17 protein-coding genes and 1 pseudogene are annotated in these 20,118 nt (G+C 49.0%); 13 read left to right on the forward strand and 5 right to left on the reverse strand.

Annotated features, from left to right (window positions below; all coding sequences use genetic code 11):
- Positions 1 to 4: 4 nt before the first annotated feature.
- Entirely contained in the window at positions 5 to 295 is a 291-nt protein-coding gene (locus tag DWX43_RS16800; RefSeq protein ID WP_066085058.1) for a type II toxin-antitoxin system YafQ family toxin, read from the reverse strand.
- Positions 292 to 570: a type II toxin-antitoxin system RelB/DinJ family antitoxin gene (locus tag DWX43_RS16805; protein ID WP_005924829.1), complete on the reverse strand. Its 279-nt coding sequence runs from the start codon at positions 568 to 570 to the stop codon at positions 292 to 294. The genes DWX43_RS16800 and DWX43_RS16805 overlap by 4 nt, the downstream gene beginning before the upstream one ends.
- Before the next feature lie 126 nt (positions 571 to 696).
- Between DWX43_RS16805 and DWX43_RS16810 the strand changes: the two genes are divergently transcribed.
- The 13 genes and pseudogenes from DWX43_RS16810 to DWX43_RS16870 all read left to right on the forward strand — a co-directional run bounded on the left by DWX43_RS16810 (position 697) and on the right by DWX43_RS16870 (position 12,020).
- Positions 697 to 1,095: a cysteine-rich VLP domain-containing protein gene (locus tag DWX43_RS16810; RefSeq protein ID WP_118621127.1), complete on the forward strand. Its 399-nt coding sequence runs from the start codon at positions 697 to 699 to the stop codon at positions 1,093 to 1,095.
- Between the two features lie 113 nt (positions 1,096 to 1,208).
- The gene (locus tag DWX43_RS16815; RefSeq protein WP_118569218.1) at positions 1,209 to 1,958 is read left to right on the forward strand and encodes a phage replisome organizer N-terminal domain-containing protein; all 750 of its coding nucleotides are present in this window, start codon (positions 1,209 to 1,211) and stop codon (positions 1,956 to 1,958) included.
- Complete coding sequence (locus DWX43_RS16820) at positions 1,955 to 2,818, forward strand: ATP-binding protein (protein WP_118621128.1); 864 nt, start codon at positions 1,955 to 1,957, stop codon at positions 2,816 to 2,818. The genes DWX43_RS16815 and DWX43_RS16820 overlap by 4 nt, the downstream gene beginning before the upstream one ends.
- Positions 2,819 to 2,862: 44 nt before the next feature.
- The gene (locus DWX43_RS16825; protein WP_118621129.1) at positions 2,863 to 3,054 is read left to right on the forward strand and encodes a transposon-encoded TnpW family protein; all 192 of its coding nucleotides are present in this window, start codon (positions 2,863 to 2,865) and stop codon (positions 3,052 to 3,054) included.
- Positions 3,055 to 3,132: 78 nt separating this feature from the next.
- On the forward strand, positions 3,133 to 3,498 hold the full coding sequence (locus DWX43_RS16830) for a hypothetical protein (protein ID WP_002596498.1): 366 nt from the start codon (positions 3,133 to 3,135) through the stop codon (positions 3,496 to 3,498).
- Between the two features lie 95 nt (positions 3,499 to 3,593).
- Positions 3,594 to 4,463, forward strand: a pseudogene (locus DWX43_RS16835) (TraG/TraD/VirD4 family protein); the annotation flags it as partial.
- Positions 4,464 to 4,560: 97 nt separating this feature from the next.
- Positions 4,561 to 4,851 (forward strand): glutamyl-tRNA amidotransferase, encoded by a 291-nt coding sequence (locus DWX43_RS16840; protein WP_330582285.1) that lies wholly within the window; start codon positions 4,561 to 4,563, stop codon positions 4,849 to 4,851.
- Between the two features lie 74 nt (positions 4,852 to 4,925).
- Complete coding sequence (locus tag DWX43_RS16845; protein ID WP_118621131.1) at positions 4,926 to 5,765, forward strand: hypothetical protein; 840 nt, start codon at positions 4,926 to 4,928, stop codon at positions 5,763 to 5,765.
- A gap of 52 nt (positions 5,766 to 5,817) precedes the next feature.
- Entirely contained in the window at positions 5,818 to 6,252 is a 435-nt protein-coding gene (locus tag DWX43_RS16850; protein WP_118621132.1) for a DUF4313 domain-containing protein, read from the forward strand.
- The gene (locus DWX43_RS16855; protein ID WP_118621133.1) at positions 6,253 to 6,693 is read left to right on the forward strand and encodes a PrgI family protein; all 441 of its coding nucleotides are present in this window, start codon (positions 6,253 to 6,255) and stop codon (positions 6,691 to 6,693) included.
- Positions 6,680 to 9,016, forward strand: coding sequence for a VirB4-like conjugal transfer ATPase, CD1110 family (locus DWX43_RS16860; protein WP_118621134.1), 2,337 nt, complete (start codon positions 6,680 to 6,682; stop codon positions 9,014 to 9,016). The genes DWX43_RS16855 and DWX43_RS16860 overlap by 14 nt, the downstream gene beginning before the upstream one ends.
- A 63-nt stretch (positions 9,017 to 9,079) precedes the next feature.
- Complete coding sequence (locus DWX43_RS16865) at positions 9,080 to 10,204, forward strand: DUF6674 family protein (protein ID WP_118621135.1); 1,125 nt, start codon at positions 9,080 to 9,082, stop codon at positions 10,202 to 10,204.
- 37 nt (positions 10,205 to 10,241) lie between these two features.
- Positions 10,242 to 12,020 carry a lysozyme family protein gene (locus DWX43_RS16870; RefSeq protein WP_118621136.1) on the forward strand — a complete coding sequence of 593 codons (1,779 nt, stop codon included), beginning with the start codon at positions 10,242 to 10,244 and terminating at the stop codon, positions 12,018 to 12,020.
- 629 nt (positions 12,021 to 12,649) lie between these two features.
- On the opposite strand, the gene DWX43_RS16875 is transcribed toward DWX43_RS16870, so the two are convergent.
- The 3 genes from DWX43_RS16875 to DWX43_RS16885 all read right to left on the reverse strand — a co-directional run bounded on the left by DWX43_RS16875 (position 12,650) and on the right by DWX43_RS16885 (position 19,706).
- On the reverse strand, positions 12,650 to 14,308 hold the full coding sequence (locus DWX43_RS16875) for an EAL domain-containing response regulator (protein WP_118621137.1): 1,659 nt from the start codon (positions 14,306 to 14,308) through the stop codon (positions 12,650 to 12,652).
- 119 nt (positions 14,309 to 14,427) lie between these two features.
- Positions 14,428 to 16,671, reverse strand: coding sequence for a sensor domain-containing phosphodiesterase (locus tag DWX43_RS16880; protein WP_243099364.1), 2,244 nt, complete (start codon positions 16,669 to 16,671; stop codon positions 14,428 to 14,430).
- A gap of 5 nt (positions 16,672 to 16,676) precedes the next feature.
- The gene (locus DWX43_RS16885; protein WP_330582282.1) at positions 16,677 to 19,706 is read right to left on the reverse strand and encodes a response regulator; all 3,030 of its coding nucleotides are present in this window, start codon (positions 19,704 to 19,706) and stop codon (positions 16,677 to 16,679) included.
- Positions 19,707 to 20,118 lie beyond the last annotated feature (412 nt).

Consider the following 20,118-nt stretch of genomic DNA (forward strand, 5'->3'; position numbering starts at 1 on the left):
CTGTTTATTTGCCGAACAAGTCGCTGTGTGTGCCGGTGCGGGCCAGCGTCAGCACCAGAACATCATCTTCTATGCGGTAGACAAGCAGCCAGTCCGGGAGAATGTGACATTCCCGATGGCCTGCCCAATCGCCGGACAGGTCATGGTCACGGTTCTTATCTGGCAGCGGTTCGCCCATCGCCAGCAACGCTACGACCTGCTCCAGCACCTCGATCTTCAAGCCACGCTTGATGGCTCGTTTGTAGTCTTTTTTGAAACTGGTCGTGTACTTGACGGTATATTTGGTTTCTTTCATCTTTTCAGGTCAGCAAATAACTCGTCAAGGTCATTGTAGCCCTTTACAGACGGGTCTTTTGCAATCCTTTCCGCTTCCAGCATGGCAGCAACCGTTTCTTTGTTCGGCTGTTCCAGCCTTACTTCAAAGGGAATGCCGCCTTCACGAAGCGACTGGCGCACAAAGATGTTAAACGCCGTAGTCAGGTTCATGCCAAGTTCAGTAAACAGTGCGTCCGCTTGCGCTTTCAAATCTGCGTCCATGCGGATACTGATGTTTGTGGTATTTCCAGCCATACGATCAACCCCTTTCTGCTGGCAATTATAGTATATGCCATTTGCACGAAGAAAACAATACTTTGCACGAATATTTAACAATAAATTCATTCAAGGAGGTTACCGGCTTTATGAAAGAAATCATTTATGAAGAACAATAAGTCTGAACCTATCCCAGTCATGGATTACCGCCAGTACCGCAGAGTGCGGAGGCTGGTGCATGAGTGCTGTAACTACATCGATGGAAACTGTATCGCCCTGGACGATGGGGAGAAATGTGTCTGTGTCCAGTCCATTTCCTATTCCCTATTGTGCAGGTGGTTTCGGACGGCGGTATTGCCGCAGGATAAGGAACTGGAAACGGCGCTGTTCCACCGGATGAATGTGAAGAAATGCGCCGTATGCGGGGCGCTGTTTACCCCCGGTTCCAACCGGGCCAAATACTGCCCGGAATGTTCCACTCGCATGAAGCGGATCAACGCCGCAAAGCGCAAGCGGAAACAACGGGAGAAATGTCACGCTTTAGGGGCTGAAAAACCCTTGTAAATCAAGGATTTTTTCGAGGGTGTCAAAGGCAGGCTGATAGATTTATCCTCCGACCCCTAAAACGGCCTTAAAATGCGTACAGAATCCCAAGAGAAACCCCAAGGAGGAACCCTATGTCAGACAACCGAAAATATTATTACCTGAAACTCAAAGAAAACTATTTTGACGATGATTCCATCGTGCTGCTGGAAAGTATGCAGGATGGTGTGCTGTATTCCAACATTCTGCTCAAGCTGTATCTGAAATCGCTGAAACATGGTGGACGGCTTCAACTTGACGAGGACATTCCTTACACGGCGCAGATGATCGCCACCATTACCCGCCAGCAGATCGGCACTGTGGAGAGAGCCTTGCAGATCTTTTTGAAGCTGGGTCTTGTGGAAGTGCTGGAGAGCGGCACATTCTACATGAGCAACATCGAACTTTTAATAGGCCAGTCCTCTACCGAGGCCGAGCGAAAGCGGGCTGCAAGGCTTCAAAATAAGGCTCTTTCTGCGCCCCGGACAAACGGCGGACATTTGTCCGACATTCGTCCACCAGAGATAGAGATAGAGTTAGAGAAAGAGATAGAGATAAAGAGAGAGATAGAGAAGGTACGCCCTGAAACGGGGCACCCTTCCCACACCTATGGCCGTTACCAGAATGTTTTCCTGACGGATGAAGAACTGGCAGACTTGCAGGCCAGCTTTCCCACTGTATGGGGCCAGTACATCGAAAAGCTGTCCGAGTACATGGCTTCTACCGGCAAGCGTTATCAGAGCCATGCAGCCACCATCCGGCGCTGGGCCGGTGAGGACGCGAAAAAGGCGGCCCCGCCCACCCGCAACCGGGATTACAGCGTAAAGGAGGATGAAACTGTATGATTGAGATTACCGCAGAAATCCGGGCGTTCATCGACAAGGCAGCTGCCGGTGTGGAATTGGCTGAGGACGAGTACATAGACCCGGCAGACGGCCTCATTCACTGTAAGAAGTGCGGCGGCCAGAGGCAGACCGTTGTGCCATGCTTTGGAAAACCAGGCTACTTCATGCCCCGCTGTATCTGCCAGTGCCAGCGGGAGGCCGAGGAACAGCGCAAGGCCGACGAGGAACGGCAGCGCCGCATGGAGCGTATCAAGCGCCGAAAGGCTCAGGGCCTGCAAGACCGCTATCTGTACGACTACACCTTCGCCAACGACAACGGCCAAAATCCCCTGATGGACAAGGCCCGCGCCTATGTGGAGAACTGGAAGGATGCTTATAAGAACAACACCGGCCTGCTGCTGTTTGGGGATGTGGGAACCGGCAAATCCTTTTTCGCCGGTTGTATCGCTAACGCCCTGATTGACCGGGATGTGCCGGTGCTGATGACGAACTTTCCCACCATTCTGAACCGCCTGACAGGGATGTTCTCCGAGGACAGGGCCGACTTTATCGCCAGCTTTGACGAGTACGACCTGCTCATCATTGACGATTTGGGTGTGGAGCGCAGTACCGAGTATGCTATGGAGCAGATGTTTTTCGTCATTGACAGCCGCTACCGCAGCCGCAGGCCCATGATAATCACCACCAACCTGAAGCTGGCTGAACTCAAGAACCCGCCCGACCTGGCCCACGCCCGCATCTATGACCGTATCCTGGAACGGTGCGCCCCGATCCTCTTTGCCGGGAAGAACTTCCGGGAGGAAAACGCTGGGGCCACCAAACAGGCGGCGAAAGACATTGTGAACCGTAAGAGCGAATAATTGTTTTGCCGGACGGCGCAGCCCCGCCCGGAGAAAGGAGCGCCATGAGCGAAGAAACCCGTACCATGCAGACCGCAGATACCGCTCCGGCCAGAGTGCCGGAGGACGCTCCCGCGATGGTAAAGAAAATCGGCAAGACCACCTACAAGGTGCGCGTCCATTTCAGCGATACCAGCACCGAAACCATGAGCGACAAAATCAAGCGTATGCTCAAAAACGAGATACAGCAGATGTGACCGGCTGATAAAGCCAGCCGCCTTGTGTTAAACTGATGATGGTACACACCAAAACTTTTAGCCAAGGAGGACATGAAAATGCTGTACACAGAAAAAGAGAAAACTGAGATTGAACGGGTACGAAAGGTGTTTGCCGAGCATCTTCAACAAAGCACTAATTTTGAACTGCTATGGTCTGATAAAGTGGGCTTTGTCTGGCTGGCGATTGGCCTAAACCCGCTTTATGTTGATACCGGAAGGAGGATAGAGTCTGCCGCCGATCTCTGTCACGAGTGCCTGGATGATGTTGCGATGGATGTTCTGTATATGACAGGCAACGACCACGCGATAGAAGAAGCCGACCCGCTGGAACTGGCCGAGATTAAGCGGCGCTGGAAACCCTATATCGACCAGTTGCCGGAATATGCGTATCTTTGCGATGAACTGTTAAGCAGACGCAAGTAATTTCACCCACCTGAGTGTCAGGAGCATGGAAGTGCTTCTGGCACTTTTTTGTGGCTTTTTTGTGAATTTGATTAAAAAGTCCTTGACAACTCGTTTCGGGAAAGACCGCGAAATCTATCCTGATCAGTGTAGGCGTGCGACTTGCAGCCTTTAACTTACAGCAGATCGCAAACCTGACCTGTACGGATGAACTGGATCTAGCCAGCATCGGGGAAAAGAAGGTGGCATTGTTCTGCTGTATCCCCGATGCAGATACCTCCCTGAATTATCTGGTAGGGATGATTTACAGCCAGCTGTTCCAAACCCTTTATTATGTGGCAGACCGGAAACATGGCGGAAAACTGCCTGTTTCCGTCCACTGTATCATGGACGAATTTCCCAATGTGGCCCTGCCGGACGAGTTTGAAAAAATCCTGGCAACCATGAGATCCAGAGGGATTTCCTGCAGTATCATCATCCAAAACATGGCGCAGTTAAAGGCTTTGTTCAAGGACAGCTGGGAAAGTCTGGTGGGGAACTGCGATGAGTTTCTGTACCTCGGCGGCAACGAAAAAGAGACCCATAAATATGTCTCAGAGCTTTTGGGGAAGGAAACCATCGATACGAACACCTATGGACAGACCAAGGGGAAATCCGGCAGTTACTCTACGAATTTTCAGCAGAGTGGAAGGGAACTGCTGATGCCGGACGAGGTGAGGATGCTGGATAATTCGAATGCCCTGCTATTTATCCGGGGCGAACGTCCGATCCTGGATCAGAAATACGATTTGATGAAGCACCCGAACATTAAATATACGGAGGATGGAGGAGCCAAAGCCTACAACTATGCGGAGGCTCCGCTGGCACATGACAGCTTTCCGTTTGATAAAAACCGATATGATGACTATGAACTGCTCTCTTGGGAAGACATCCTTGGGGAGCCTTTTGAGACCTCCGGAACATATACAGATGCGTTCCGGCAGTAGAAGAATGGAGGAATGCCTCTTGACGAATAGATTTTGTCAAAAACTGAATAAAAAGGAAAGAAAGAAAAAACGAATCAAACCAACACCTGCCCAAAGGCTGCAGAAGGGGATTGCCCTCTGCTATGTGGGCGCTGTGTGTTTCTTATGCTGTGGAAGCATATCTGTCTATGCTGCAGGGGATCCCCTGTCGGTAGTCAATAATTTATCCACGTTTATATTTTCCCTGATCCGCGCAATCGGCCTGATCTTGTTGGGGTTTGGAATTGTGCAGGTCGGGCTCAGTCTGAAAAGCCATGACCCCAGCCAGAGAGCCAATGGTTTCCTGACTCTGGCCGGAGGAATCATCATTACCTTTGCAAAAGAAATCCTGGACCTGATCATGGGATAGGACTGCAATGTATGTACCGGGAGGCCTTAAAACGGCCTCTCTTTCATTTTTGAATGCAAAGGGGGTGAAAATTACTGAGTGATAACTGGATTGTGCAGAATTTAAATTCTGCATTGGAGACCTGGAGCAGTAAGCTGGCAGAGATATGGACCCTGCTGACACAGAACCCGGAAACCTTCAAGGGCGGGGAAATCTGGAGCGTCATGGTGACCATCAACGATGCACTGAAAGCCATTGGATATGGACTTTTAGTATTATTTTTTGCGGCAGGGATCGTGAAGACCTGCGGCAGCTATACAGACATAAAAAAGCCGGAGCATGCGGTGAAAGCGTTTGTCCGTTTCGCACTGGCACAGGGGGCTGTTATGTACGGCATGGAATTGATGACAGCGATCTTCTCTATCATACAGGGAGTTGTTTCCACCATCATGTCCCAATCCGGCATGGCCGGCGGAACGGTCACGGAGCTTCCGGCAGAGATTGTGGAAAAGATTGAATCTGTGGGCATGCTGGAGTCGATCCCTTTGTGGATCGTCACGCTGCTTGGGAGTCTGCTGATCACTGTGATGTCTTTTATCATGATCATGAGCGTTTACGGCAGGATGTTCAAGCTGTATATGTATACGGCACTGGCGCCAATCCCCATCTCTACATTCGCAGGGGAACCCACACAATCCGTGGGGAAAAACTTTGTACGGTCATATGCCGGTGTATGTCTGGAAGGGGCAGTCATTGCACTGGCCTGCATCATCTTTTCCGTATTTGCAGCCAGCCCGCCGGCCATCAGTGATAGCAGCCTGTCAGCCGTGACCATTGTATGGAATTACGTGGGAGAGCTGATCTTTAACCTGCTGGTATTGGTGGGGGCAATCAAGGCATCCGACCGGATTGTGAAAGAGATTATGGGGTTGTAATAGATGAGAAAGAAAGTAAATGAAATATCAAGAAAAAGGAGATTAGAGATAGATGGAAGAAGAAAAAACATTAGGATATGATTGGGAATTTGGGCATGAAGAATTAGTAATTGAAGTGGGTGCCTATGCATACGGTGACCGGCTCTATATCGGACTTTTGCACAAAGAGGATGGAGAGATGGAATCCTTCGCAGACTTAACCATCAATCTGCCCTATTCCCCGGCAGAGATCAATGAGGCATATATTGATGACTTCGCCCGGAACAGCAAGCTGAACTTTATAAAAAAACATAAATTGGGGAAGGTGCTTCCGGAAGAGGGCTATTCCGGATATGCCAGATACAGCAAGGTGGCATTTAATCTGGACCGTCTGGCAGAGCTGGATCCCAAGGGTGTGGAGAAATACCGGGCTCTTCATGGGATGACGAAACAGGAACCAGAAAAAAGGAGCCGCACAAAGAAATCAAAGAAAGGACAGGAACGGTAAATGGAAGTAAAAATGAATAAAGAAATCAGAGATTATCAGGAGTCCATGTTTTTCGGGCTGAATTTCCGTCAATGTGCATTTTCCCTGCTGGCAGTTGGGGCCGCGCTTGGGATATATTTCAGTCTGAGGGAACTGGCCGGGGAGGAGATTACCGGCTGGCTGTGTGTGATGGGCGCAGCCCCCTTTGCAGCCTGTGGCTTTTTTAAGTACCACGGCATGACCGCGGAACAATTTCTCTGGGCAGTTATCAAATCAGAGCTACTGTATCCCAAACGTCTGACCTTCCAGTCCGAAAATCTCTATTACCAATGCATGGAAGACTGCATTCGGGCCGGGGAGCGTACAGGAAGTGATGGAGCGCAGGTCATACAGAAAAGAAAGCAGAGTATGAAAAAAACGCATCGTATGAAGAAAAAGGGAAGGGGGAATGCGGTTGATTAAAACTCTTAATCAGGCAACAAAAATGGACAGGGAGAAGTTTAAAGTCCCCAAATCTGTCCAGCAGGCAGTCCCCATCCGTAAGATTTGGCCGGATGGGATTTTTCAGGTGGAAAGCAAGTTTTCAAAGACATTCCGGTTTTCGGATATCAATTACTCCATTGCGAGCAAGAGCGATAAGACGGAGATGTTTCTGGATTATTCAGAACTCTTAAACGCCTTGGATTCCGGCACATCTGCCAAGATTACCCTCAATAACCGGAGAATCAATAAAGAGGAATTTGAACAGTCCCTATTGATTCCCATGAAACAGGACGGGCTGGACGAATACCGCAGGGAGTATAACGACATGCTGCTCTCCAAGGTCAGCGGCACCAACAACAGCATTTATCAGGAACGGTATCTGACTATCAGCGTCCATAAAAAGAACATTGACGAGGCAAGGACCTATTTTGCCCGTGTGGGGACCGATATCATCACCCACCTTGCAAAGCTGTCCTCTGTAGGGGAAGAGCTGGATGCAGGGGAGCGTCTGCAGGTTTTCCGAGATTTCTTTCAGGCAGGAGAACCAGTGGGGGTTCCCTTTGATTTAAAAGAGTTTGCCAGAAAAGGACACAGCTTCAAGGACTGGATCTGCCCGGCAAGTATGGAAGTTTCCAAAGACTGCTTCCAGCTTGACGGCCGCTATGGGCGGGTCTTATATATGCAGGATTATGCCAGTTATGTGAAGGATGACATGGTTTCGGAACTGTGCGATCTCAGCCGGGACCTGATGCTGTCCATTGACATCCTGCCGGTGCCAACCGATGAGGCGGTCCGGGAGATCCAGAACCGTTTGCTGGGTGTGGAAACGAATGTGACCAACTGGCAGAGGCGCCAGAACGCAAACAATAACTTTTCCGCAGTAGTACCTTACGACATGGAGCTTCAGCGCAAAGAGACCAAGGAGATGCTGGATGACCTGACGACCCGGGATCAGCGGATGATGTTCGGGCTTTTAACGATGGTGCATATGGCAGATACGAAAGAGCAGCTGGACTCCGATACCGATACGCTGCTGTCCATCGCCAGAAAGCACCTGTGCCAGCTTTCGGTCTTAAAATGGCAGCAAGTGGACGGGCTCAATACGGTCCTGCCATACGGCCTGCGGAAAATCAATGCCCTGCGGACCCTGACCACAGAATCCACGGCTGTCTTAATCCCCTTCCACACGCAGGAGATCATGCAGCCGGGCGGGATCTACTATGGGCAGAACGCAGTCAGTAAAAACATGCTGGTGGCAGACCGGAGGAAGCTGTTAAACGGCAACTCTTTCCGTCTGGGGGTAAGCGGTTCCGGAAAAAGTTTTTCAGCAAAAGAAGAGATTGTGGACCTGGCATTATCCACGGATGACGATATCCTGATCCTGGATCCAGAGTCGGAATTTGTTTCTCTGGTGGAGGCTCTAAACGGGGAGGTCATCCAGATCTCAGCAACCTCAGATACCCATCTAAATGCGCTGGATATGGATGCAGCATATGGGGATGACAAGAACCCGCTGATTGAGAAGTCAGAATTTATCCTCTCCTTGTTCGAACAGCTGGTGGGAACCGGGAATCTTTCTGCCAAGGAAAAATCCATTCTGGACCGCTGTACCGCAGACGTTTACCGGGATTATATCAGGAATGGTTATAAAGGAGAAATGCCGACCTTAAAAGACTTATACCGCCAGCTGATGCTCCAGCCGGAAGAAGAGGCCAGAGGGCTGGCGCTGTCATCGGAGCTGTTTATCAATGGAAGTTTGAACACCTTTGCCCAGACCACCAATGTCAATACCAAAAGCAGGATCATCGACTACGATATCCGGAAACTGGGCGAACAACTGATGCCCTTGGGTATGCTGGTAACTCTGGACAGCATTTTTAACCGGGTGATCCAGAATTGGAAGGAAGGGAAAACAACCTGGATCTTTGCGGATGAGTTCTATATCTTATTCCGGTATCCATACAGTGCTGATTTCTTCTACCGCCTCTATAAAAGGATCAGGAAGTATTTTGGATTTGTGACAGGCATGACACAAAATGTAGAGGAACTTCTGAAATCCGATACCGCAAGGTTAATGCTTGCCAACAGTGAGTTCCTGATCCTGCTGAACCAGTCAAGTACGGACCGGGAGGAACTGGCTGCCCTGCTCAATATTTCGGATAACCAGCTGTCGTACATTACGAATGTAGGTGCAGGGCGGGGGCTGATCCGGTGTTCCGGGAATATCGTTCCTTTTGAGAACTCGTTCCCGAAAAATACAGGGTTATATAAACTGATGACAACCAAGCCTGGGGAGGCTTAAAAGAATGTGCCGTGTCCTATATGGGGCGCGGCATTTCATGTTTAGAGAAGGGAGTGATATTGCATGGAATCAACACTAAAAGTACCACTTATGGAACAGGAACAATTGGAGGAACTGCTTCGGATTCTGGATGAAAAAGGGATGAAGGAGGAAAAGGAGCAGGTCAGCGGCCTTGCCCAATATCTGGATGCGATGGATACACAGCTGGGAGCTGTACTGAAGGAACTAGGGGATGTGAAGGAGCAGCTTGGCGTGATCCAGGATCAGGGGATCAAGGCGGCCGCGGTGCGTGTCGTTGCTAAAGTGGAAGGTAAAGTACAGGAAGCAAGGGAGACGATCCATGTGCTGAAAGAAAAATTTATGGATGGTGTCCAGAGGACCGTGAAAAATTTCCGTGAAAAAGGAATCCTGACACTGGCAAAAACAATTGATTTTTTAGGTCTGCAGAAGGGCATCCAGAAGGTGCACAGCCAGTTAAGCCAGTCTGTCTTATCAATGGACAGAGGGATTGACAGGCTTGGGAGTATGGCAGATGAACTGCATGCGGCGAAGACCCATATCGGAAATATCGGGAGAGAACTGGCTGGCAAAGGGTCTGTAAAAGCACCAGGACGTGATGTGGAACGAGGGAGCGTATACCAGATGCAAAAGGGCTTATATCATCTCATGGGAACCATGACCGGAATGAAAGACCGGACGGAGAAGATGCTGTCAAAAATGGAACGGCTGACGGAACATGCCGAACATTTGAAGAAGCCATCCATCCGGGAAAGCCTGAAATCAATCCAGTCGGAAGGAACAGAACATGAAAAAAATAGGAAGGAAACAGAACATGATAAACATGCCAGTATTTCTTTTTTTGCAGCGGAGTGCATGGAATTTCATAATTTCGGGGAAATGCAGGAGAATCTGACCCTGCCAGAAGCAGTCAGGGAATACCAGCGTATCAGGAGGAAAGGTACCGCTAAAGGTCCAGGTATCGGATTTGTCCTTCAGGACCAGACAATCCCTGATTACTCAGGTATCCAGTGGCCGCTGTTTAACAGGCGGGAGATTGCAGCAGAAGAGTTAAAACTGATACCCGAATACCAGAATCACCCATTGATAAAAGAATCTGTTGAGGAACTAAAACAGTATCTGCCGGAACTGACGAAGAATGAAAAGCAGAAAAAAACTCCGGAACGTTGATTTTTTATACGAATTGCTGACAGAGAGGAGGTGAAGGATGCGGGATATCAAGATGAAGGAACATAACCGAAGCCCCAAGCTCAAGAATCCGGCTGCCAGAATGCCGAAAGAATTTGTCCGATCAGCAGCCTTGGAAATGAAAGAGAAGCAGCCCCGGGTATCCCAGGCAGTGGAGGCGTCTGCTGGACAGGAATCACCTGTTCAGTATGGCAGTGAAAAACTAACATCTGCAGAGGGATGGGCTGCATATAAGTCAGGCAGCGCCGTCTCTGCCGCAGGGCGGAAGGCTGCGAAGAAGTCTTTTGAGAAGCTGTGGGAGCGCAGAAAAGAGGAGAGGACAGCGGAAACAGCTGCTGAAGCATCAGAAACAGCCCAAGAAGCGGAAGAAGAGATAAAGTCTGGACTTCAAACAAGAACCGTTAAAGCTGCAAGGGAGCAGGGAAAGACGCCTGCTAGACAGGGGAGTTCTCAGACACAGACAAGTTCCCAGATAAAGGTGAGGATAAAGCCGGAAGCAGAGAAAACAATCCGTACCTCTGTGAGGAGGGAAGTGAATGTAGCTCCTAGAGTTGTGAAATCTTCCCCTGTACCTTATGAGAGAATCAAGACAAGCAAACCGCCTGTATCACAATATCAAAATCTGCAAGTAATGAGGGCGGCGAGGCAGGCAGCTGTCAAGGCTCTGAATCCTGCGGAAACGTTAAAGACAGCAAAGACAGCTAAAACAACAGTCCGGGGAATCAAAACAGCAGTACACGGGGTGGTAACTTCAATCAAAGCCTTGGGGACAATTCTAGCATCGGCTGGTGGTGGAGTTGTATTTTTGATTATAATACTGGGAGTCATTGGCGGAGCCTTGTTTTCAGGGAGTTCCCAAAGTGCAGAACCATTGAGCCAGGAGGTACTGAATTACACGCCAGTATTACAGAGATATGCATCTGAGTATGGTATCCCGGAGTATGTAGCCTCCCTCCAGGCAATCATGATGCAGGAATCCGGAGGCAGGGGGAATGACCCCATGCAGTCCAGTGAATGTCCTTTTAACACCAGATTTCCCAATACTCCCAATGCCATTACAGAGCCGGAATACTCGATCCAGGTAGGTGTACAGTATTATGCAGCCTGTGTGCAGGAGGCTGGGTGTATCACACCTTCTGATATGGGGCGTCTGGAGTTATCTTGGCAGGGATATAATTACGGAAATGGGTACATATCCTGGGCGTTACGCAATTATGGGGGATATACGCAGGAGAGTGCCCTGCGGTTCAGTCAGGAGCAGGCAGCATCTCATGGCTGGTCAGGATATGGCGATCCGGAGTATGTGCCCCATGTAAGGCGGTATTATTCCGGTGGAAATATCTTTGCCGGTTTATTTGGGAATGAACAGATCGTAACCATAGCAAAGACACAGATCGGAAATAAAGGAGGACAAAAGTTCTGGTCCTGGTATGGATATTCAAAGCGTGAGGAATGGTGTGCCTGTTTTGTAAGCTGGTGTGCAGACCAATGCGGTTTGATTACATCAGGCAGTGTACCAAAATTTTCTTACTGTCCTGATGGGATTAAATGGTTCAAAAGCCAAGGACGTTGGAAAGACAGGGGGACTTACACCCCAGTTGCTGGAACAATCATTTTTTTTGACTGGTTAGATAAAAAAACAGGTACACGGGACGGAATTAGTGACCATGTGGGAATCGTAGAGAAATGTGAAAATGGAATAGTGTATACCATTGAAGGAAATTCTAGCAATGCCTGCAAAGAAAACCAATATGCCATAGACAGCCAGTCAATCTTGGGGTATGGGGAACTGAATTAGCAAAAAGGTAGCTGATTCAATGAGGCATCATGATATCGCCATAAAAATGTTAGACCGAAAGAGTATCAATCTTCCTGGACATTATAGTATTAATTAATATATGGCGGAGTTTTATTATGTGAGGAGGGGGATTTGGGGAACATCTGGATACGCCTCCTACACTTGAGGAGTATCCAGATGTTAAAGTCATAAGATGGCGGCAGGTTTTAACCGCCTAGCACTGATAAATGTAGATTAACCGAATTCGCAAGGAAAGCTATATAGTATGCAGAAACCTTCAAAGGGCATTAATTTTGAATGTGGGAGATATTACCCTCACGCATATATTGCTTACTTCTCCGAGCATGCGTCAAAGAATAAAATACAAATGGATAGACAATTACAAAAACAACTGTCGTTGCCTATCCATTCCATTAAATAAAAGATTCCGTAGATGGAAGAAATACTAGCGGAAAAGAAACCGTGTGAGTGCCTTTATATCGAGAAAGAAGAAGACCACGTCCACCGTCAAAAGGATAGAAAGGTGCAAGGCTGTTTCACTGGCAAGTTGGCCTATTTTTTGTGGAGAAAGAAGATCTGTGCGAAGGTAAAAGAAGTCTGATTTTCCCTTTTATTTCGACGGGCTATGTTCAAGATCCCTTCATTAGTGTTTTAAACTCCTCGCAGGGCATAGGCCTTGCAAAGTAATATCCCTGTCCATAGTCGCAGCCAATATCACGAAGCCGTTTCAGCTGCTCTTTTGTCTCCACGCCTTCCGCTACAACGCGTAGTCCCATCGTCCAGGCGATGTCCATAATATGACGCAGGATACCCTTGCTCTTTGGTTTGGCTGTTTCGCTGCGGATAAACTGCATATCCAGCTTTAAGATATCCAGCGGCAGCTGATTGAGCATATTTAGCGACGAGTAGCCACTGCCGAAATCATCCATCTCAATCAAGAACCCTAGTTTTTTCAAGGACTCTACCGTCTCAATGATCTGACTGGGATTTTCCGTATAGGCACTCTCGGTGATTTCCAACGGGAGGCGGGATACATCCAATCCATGTTTTTGAACTGTCTGTAATAGAATATGAGTCAGATCCTCATTGTAGATATCGGCCCTAGAGACATTGACCGAAACACTCAAGGGTGGGTAACCCTCGTCGTCCCAGTGCCGCAGTATCGCACAGGTTTTGTCCCAGACGAACTCGTCGAGTTTTGTGACGAAGCCATTTTTTTCAAACAGCGGTATGAATGCAGCCGGAGATAGTAGTCCTTGCTTTGGATGGTTCCAGCGCACCAACGCCTCTGCACCAGTCAGAACACCGTCTTCGAGCCGATACTTCGGCTGCAGGTACACCTCGAATTGTCCTGAGGACAGGGCCGCAGCCATCTCGTTGGTGATCATCTGTACCCGTAGCAGCTCTTCGCGCAAGGTATCGTCATAGATGGCAAAATGCTGGCCATACTGTCCCTTGATGCTGTGGGCGGCCAACAGTGCTCTGTCACACATCTGCTCGACGGGAACTGCCTTATTTTCTACAGAGTAAATGCCCCATTTCAACCTCACGTTTGTTGCACAGGAAAGGTTATTAATCCTGTAAATAATATCTGTAAACAAATCAGCCGTATACGTGAAACCATGCTCTACCATGCAGGCAAATTGGTCGGCACCAATCCGACCGCAAATTCCTTTTTCTCCCACGAATTCCCGGCAGATTTTCACAATCCCCTTTAGCAGACAGTCCCCAGCCGCTACGCCGAAGACATCGTTGACTAGCTTGAAGTTTTCAACGTTGGAGCAGACAAGGTCGTATTCCTTTTCCGGGCTTTCGGCGAGAGTATCTTTTACTCGCTGGTAAAAATATTCCTTGCTGTAAGCGCCTGTCAACCGGTCGTACCGCAGCTGGTTGATCATGGCGGCGGTCTCACGCAGACGAATAAGGCCCGCAACCCGGTGCCGGATGATTTCTGGACGATAAGGTTTAGAGACGAAATCAGTTGCCCCGTGGGATAAGGCCTCCACTTCGTCCTCTTCACGGCTGCTTTGGGTTGTGACGACAACAGGGATTAGCGAACTGGCATTGTCCTCCTTGATACGCGATAGAAAGTCGTACCCGTTCATAACAGGCATGACAATATCCAGCAGGATAAGGGAAATCTCGCCCTCTTGTGTTTGCAGTACGCTCAGGGCTTCCAGCCCATTTCCCGCCTCTAATATCTCATAATCCGGGGAGAGGATATATTTCAGCATCTCCCGATTAAGCATGTTATCCTCCACGATCAGTATCTTTTTCTTTGCCGTCATTTTCCATCCCTCAATCCTTTTAAAGTTCTTTTAGTTATGCTCCTTCAATCAGGCTTCTATCACATCTTGCTCATCATCTATAAACACTGCCATTTTCTCACGGTCTGCCGTGTTGACAGTCATGACGAAGATGACCTTTCGGATACTTTTACTGTTCCTTTTTTATTTTGCATTCTCCTTGGCGCAATAACCGGCTCCTGGTAAATAGGCGCCTGTAATACATGCTCTCTTTTTAGCAGTTCAAAAAATTCTTCCGCCGGCATCGGTTTTGCAAAGTAATTCCCCTGCCCATATTCACATTGGTACTGACGCAGCAGATTCAGCTGTTCGATGGTTTCGATTCCTTCCGCCAGGGACTGTGTTTTGGGCAATTCCCTGCAGATCTGCATCACGTTTTTCATGATGATACGGCTTTGGGCGTTGCTGCCCAACTCCTCTACCAGAGATTTGTCAAATTTGATCTTACTAAAGGCCAGCTTGGTCAGTATGAATAGATTGGAATAATCGGAGCCAAAATCATCCAGTGCGACAGAAAAGCCCTCCTTTGTCAACTGTTCCAGCAGTTCGAGAAGCTGCAAAGGTTCCATTTTATTAATGCTCTCGGTGACCTCAATGGTCATTTCTTTTGCAGGAACATCAAATTTTCTGGCAATCCGATGTAGCTGTTCCACAATATCCGGGGCCATCAGTGTGACACGGGAAAAGTTCGAGGAGAGGGTCGTTTCGATACCCTGCCGTTTCCACCTCTGAAAATCAGCACAAACTGTTTGGAACACATGCAGATCTAAATGGCTGATAACACGTTCCCGTTCATAATAGGGGATAAAGTAATGCGGTGAAATCAGATGGCCGTTTTCATCCCGTTTTCGAACCAGCGCTTCGGCACCAACAATCCGGCCCGTTTTCAGGCTGATCTGTGGCTGGTAATAAACAACGAAGCAATGCTCCTCGATATCCCGAAGGATTTCCGTTGCGATGCCGGTACGGATCCGTCCATCCCGATGGAGGGCCGAGTGATAATACCCCTGTTTCTGTGCATACATCAAATCATCCGCCCGCAGGATTTCATCACCGATAGAGATATTGCCTTCCTTCCATGTACAGCCAATCGATACGTCGTAGTCCTCGTTCTCTTCAAAATCCTGACGGAGTTCCTCAGTGAACACTTGAAACTCCCACTGGGAAACATCTATGCAAAGCACCACGAATTCATCACCGCCCACCCGGTATGCGTTGTTTTCTGCATGCTTTTTTAAAAGCTCCGCTACACTTTGGATCACTCTGTCCCCATATTCATGGCCAAAACTGTCGTTGAGTTTTTTCATCCCATTGATGTCGATATAAACCACACCAAGTGATTGCAGATCATGAAGAGAAAGCTGTTTAAGTGCTTTTATGTAACGGTTGCGGTTATTGAGGCCGGTGAGCAGATCTGTATAACTGGCCCGTTCCAGTTCCTGGGTGAGCCGACGACGCTCCAGTTCGTCTAGTACAAAACCGCACACGCTGCGCAGCAGGGATAAATCGTTCCCGTTTTCTGTGGGATTGTCGACGCCAAGAAGTCCGATGATTTTTTTCTTTTTTACTAGCGGCGCAGCGCAGAGGCTTTTAATCCCCTGATCGTTTAAGATGCGGTATTCCGGAGAATCGACCGCATAATTTCCACCTAGAGATGTAAGAAAGAACTCCCCGTCATGTTCAAATTTTACATTCCATTCGGCAATGTATTCCAAAGGGATCTCTTGCAGATTCTGGATTTCCCGTGAGATACCGGGAGCACACCACTCAAACGTGTTCCGGATAAAAGCTTTGTCATATTCAAAGATATACGCCCGGTCAGCCGCGTAAAAACAGCCAATCAGTTCCAAAAACCGATTCACTGCCACTGAGACGTCCGGTTCACCGGATAGCGTCTGGATACAATCCACCAGCGTTTCTTCCACGGTCAAACGGTTGGAGACGCGGTCTAATTGTTCTTTTTGTTCGGTGATATCGCGCGCGATTTCAAGCCGACGGTTTTTCCCTCCGAACGGAACCAGCAGGTCAGTGATATCCATCCATTTTTGCAGCTTTTCGTTAAAATGTTCCCAACGGTAAGGCTGGGTAGTGGACAGTTTGCTGTTGGTACAGAATGGGCAGGGAGCGTTCCGGCCCTGTATCAGTTCATAACACTTTTTGCCATAGCATTCTGCGGCATCTTGGGCTCCGCATAGGGCTGCAGCTGCGTTAGTCATATACAGTATTTCATAAGTATTTGGATCGCTGGCATAGGCAATCAAATTTTGCTGCTCAATAATTGTTCGCTCAAAAAAGGCATCTTTCATCGCAATCACCATTCCCTTCTTAGGCTTTCTGGTTTTCACGATACTTACAGCCACTTTTCCAGTACCCGTCGCAGCTGCTCAATATCAATGGGCTTTGCCAGATGCCCGTTCATGCCCGCACCCTTTGTCTTTTGCCTGTCATCCGCAAAAGCGTTGGCCGTCATGGCGATGATTGGAAGCGTTTTTGTATCCTCTCGTGGAAGAGAGCGTATTTGTTTGGCCGCTGTGCACCCGTCCATGACTGGCATCTGCATGTCCATAAAAATCAGGCTGTAGGTTCCGGCAGGTGCGTCTTTCACCATATCCACGGCGATTTGGCCGTTTTCGGCCGTGTCGATCATCACACCGGTATCCGATAGAATCTCTACGGCGATTTCCCGGTTCATTGTATTGTCCTCTACCAGAAGGAGCCGTCTGCCCTCATAAGAGCCTCCGATCAGTGGTACCGCCTCCGGCTTTTCTTCGGCCGCCGCACCGCTTACATACTGCTTTAGTTTATACACGAGCCGGGAGCGAAACAGGGGTTTTGTAATAAAACCATTGGCGCCCGCCTGTCTGGCGGCGTCCATCTGCTCCGACATATCATAGGCCGAAAGCATGATGATAGGCAGGTCTTTTCCTAATTTCTCACGAATCAGCCGGGTGGTTTCCACACCATCCAGACCCGGCATTCGGTAGTCGAGGATGACCGCGAAATAGTCCTGGGAAGCGGCGTGGGCTTCTTCCAATTTAGCGAGGGCGGTCTGACCGTCGCCGACTCCTTCCGCTGTAATTTCCAGTTCTTCCAGACGTTTGCAGGTATTTTCACAGACAATGTGATCGTCGTCCACTACCAGAACCGACAAACCGGCCAGCGCGCTGTAATCGATTTTTTCCTCCAGCACTTTGAGATAAACTGATACGGTAAACCGGCTGCCTTTCCCGTAGGTACTTTCCACCTCGATTGTGCCGCCCATCTGCTCTGCGATTTTTTTACAGATGGAGAGTCCAAGACCAGTACCTTGGACCGCCTGGATTTTTACATCCTCCGCCCGTTCAAAGGGTTCGAACACGCGGCCTAAGAATTCAGGCTTCATTCCGATACCAGTATCCGAAACGATAAACTCATAATGCGCCATATCTGCCCCAGCGGCTGGGGTTTCCCTGATTTCCAGCGTAACAGTCCCGCCTTCAGGCGTGTATTTTACCGCGTTTGACAGCAGATTCATAATCAGCTGTTGCAGGCGCTGTACGTCGCTGATCACCATTTCATGGGTGATGCCGCTGATATAGGGTTTAAACCGGAGACTTTTGTCATGGAGCAGCGGCTGCACCATAGTGACGATGCCCTGCACCAGCTCCGCCAGGTTCACTTCCTCCTCTGCCAGCAGGATCCGGCCGCTTTCGACTTTGGACATATCCAGCACTTCGTTGATCAGGTCGATCAGGAGCTTAGAGGAAACGTCGATTTTCTGAAAACAGTCCATCACCCGTTCCGGATCGTTTACATACTTTTTACCAATCTTGGTCATGCCCAAAACCGCGTTCATCGGCGTGCGGATATCGTGGCTCATCCGGGACAGAAAATCTGACTTGGCCCGATTTGCATGCTCCGCCGCTGTGAGCGCCTCCTGCAGGGCGGATTTCTGCTCAGTCAGCTGCTTTTGCATTACCCGCAGCTCTGTGATATCGGTGACATCGATAAAGACCGTCAGATAGACCGGGTCGTCAGCAATAGAATCGGTACAGGTACTGCGGATCTGGAACCACCGCTCCCGTCCATCCCGGTCCTTCATGCGCAGTGTCCCCTCAAAGGGCTCGCCCTGCCGGAAATGCAGGTGGTTCGCTTCGATCATGGCCCTGCTTTCCGTTTCCAGGGCAGCATAGACGTCGAAGGACTCCAGCTGCTCTGTATCCACATCGAAAATATCCGTAATGCCGTCGCTGGCATCGATCATGACGATTTTGTCCTTCAGGATACGGTGTTTGACGATAAAACCTGGGATGTTATTATATGCAACGGCTTTCTCCTGCTGGATCTGCATCAGCTCGGTGACGTCGACCATAGTGGTGTAGGCCAGCTGTCTACCGTCCTGATACTCGTCCGTGAAAAACCCTGTCATTTTCACCCAGTTGGTGGACCCGTCGGGAAGTTTCAGCGGCACAAAGAGCTCATAGCTCCTTTTTCCTGCCGCATACATTTCCTCAATCTTGCCGTGGATTTTTTCCCAGCCACCTTCATTGGTCTTGAAATATTCGTCGCAGTGGTTGTGGAAGGCAGTTTCGTATTCCTCTTTAGAGTACCCGATTAGATCATAATAAAAGTCGTTAGCCTCGACTACCGTGAAATGCTCATCCACCAGATGGCGGCTGACGCTGACCTTCATGGCCTGCATCAGCATATCCTGCTCGTTTCTTGTCTGGACCAGCTCCGTTACATCGGTCATGACGGTATAGGCGGTTTGGAATCCGTCGATATATTCCTCCGTGAAATAGGTGAACAGCTTGACCCAGTAGCTGGAGCCGTCCTCGTATTTCATCGGGACGATCAGCTCATATTGACTGCCGCCTTGCGCCAGAACCTCGTTTACTTTCTGTGTCAGCATCTCCCATCCCTCCGGGTTGTTCCGATAGTATTCGTCGGGGTGGTTGTGGAACAGGGTCTCATATTTTTCTTTAGAATAGCCGATGAGCCGGTAATAATGCTCATTGGCCCGCACACAGGTATAGTGTTCATCGATGAGGTGTTTGCTAACACTGACGTTTAAGGCGCTCATGAGCATATCCTGCTCATGAGTCAGCTTTTCAAACTCCTGCCTGGCCTGCATCATCTCAGTCACATCAGTCAAGGTAGTGTAGGCAACCCGGCAGCCATCGATAAATTCGTCTGTAAAGGCTGCCTGCAGTTTGACCCAGTAAGCTCCCCTGTCGGGATGGATGAGGGGCAGGTAAACGGAGTTGCCGTTTTCCCCTTTAGTCAGAGATTCCTTTACGGATTCCGCCATGATCCGGAATCCCTCTGGGTTATTGTAGAAGTATTCGTCCGGGCGGTTGTGAAACCGGTCTTTAAATTCTGCCTGTGGGTAGCCAATCAAGTCATAAAAAAATCCGTTGGCCCAGACGAGTGTGAAATGCTCATCCAATAGATGCTTGCTGACGCTGACGCTCAACAGGCGCATCAGGGTGCTGTATTCATAATCGGCCGCTGCCTGTTTCTCCCGCTGCCGCGTGTTTTCTTCCTTCTGATCTGGCATTTTTCTGCGCCTCCTCTATGAAACAAATGCTTCTGACAGGTGCAACCGACTACATTAGAATTTCGGTCCATTGCCTTGTCAACCTTGCTCACTTCTTTATCAGTTTATTATAGCCTGTTTAATTGACAAATGCAACATCCTTTGGATCCTTAGCGCTGAGGAATAAAAACTTTTCGCGATAAAATAGCCAGATTTTACGCAGGAAAACCCCCAGTACGATAAAATATAAGTAATTAATTTTTCGCACTGGGGG

Origin of the sequence: Clostridium sp. AF19-22AC (assembly GCF_003479085.1) — a bacterium.
GTDB lineage: Bacteria > Bacillota > Clostridia > Lachnospirales > Lachnospiraceae > Faecalicatena_A > Faecalicatena_A orotica.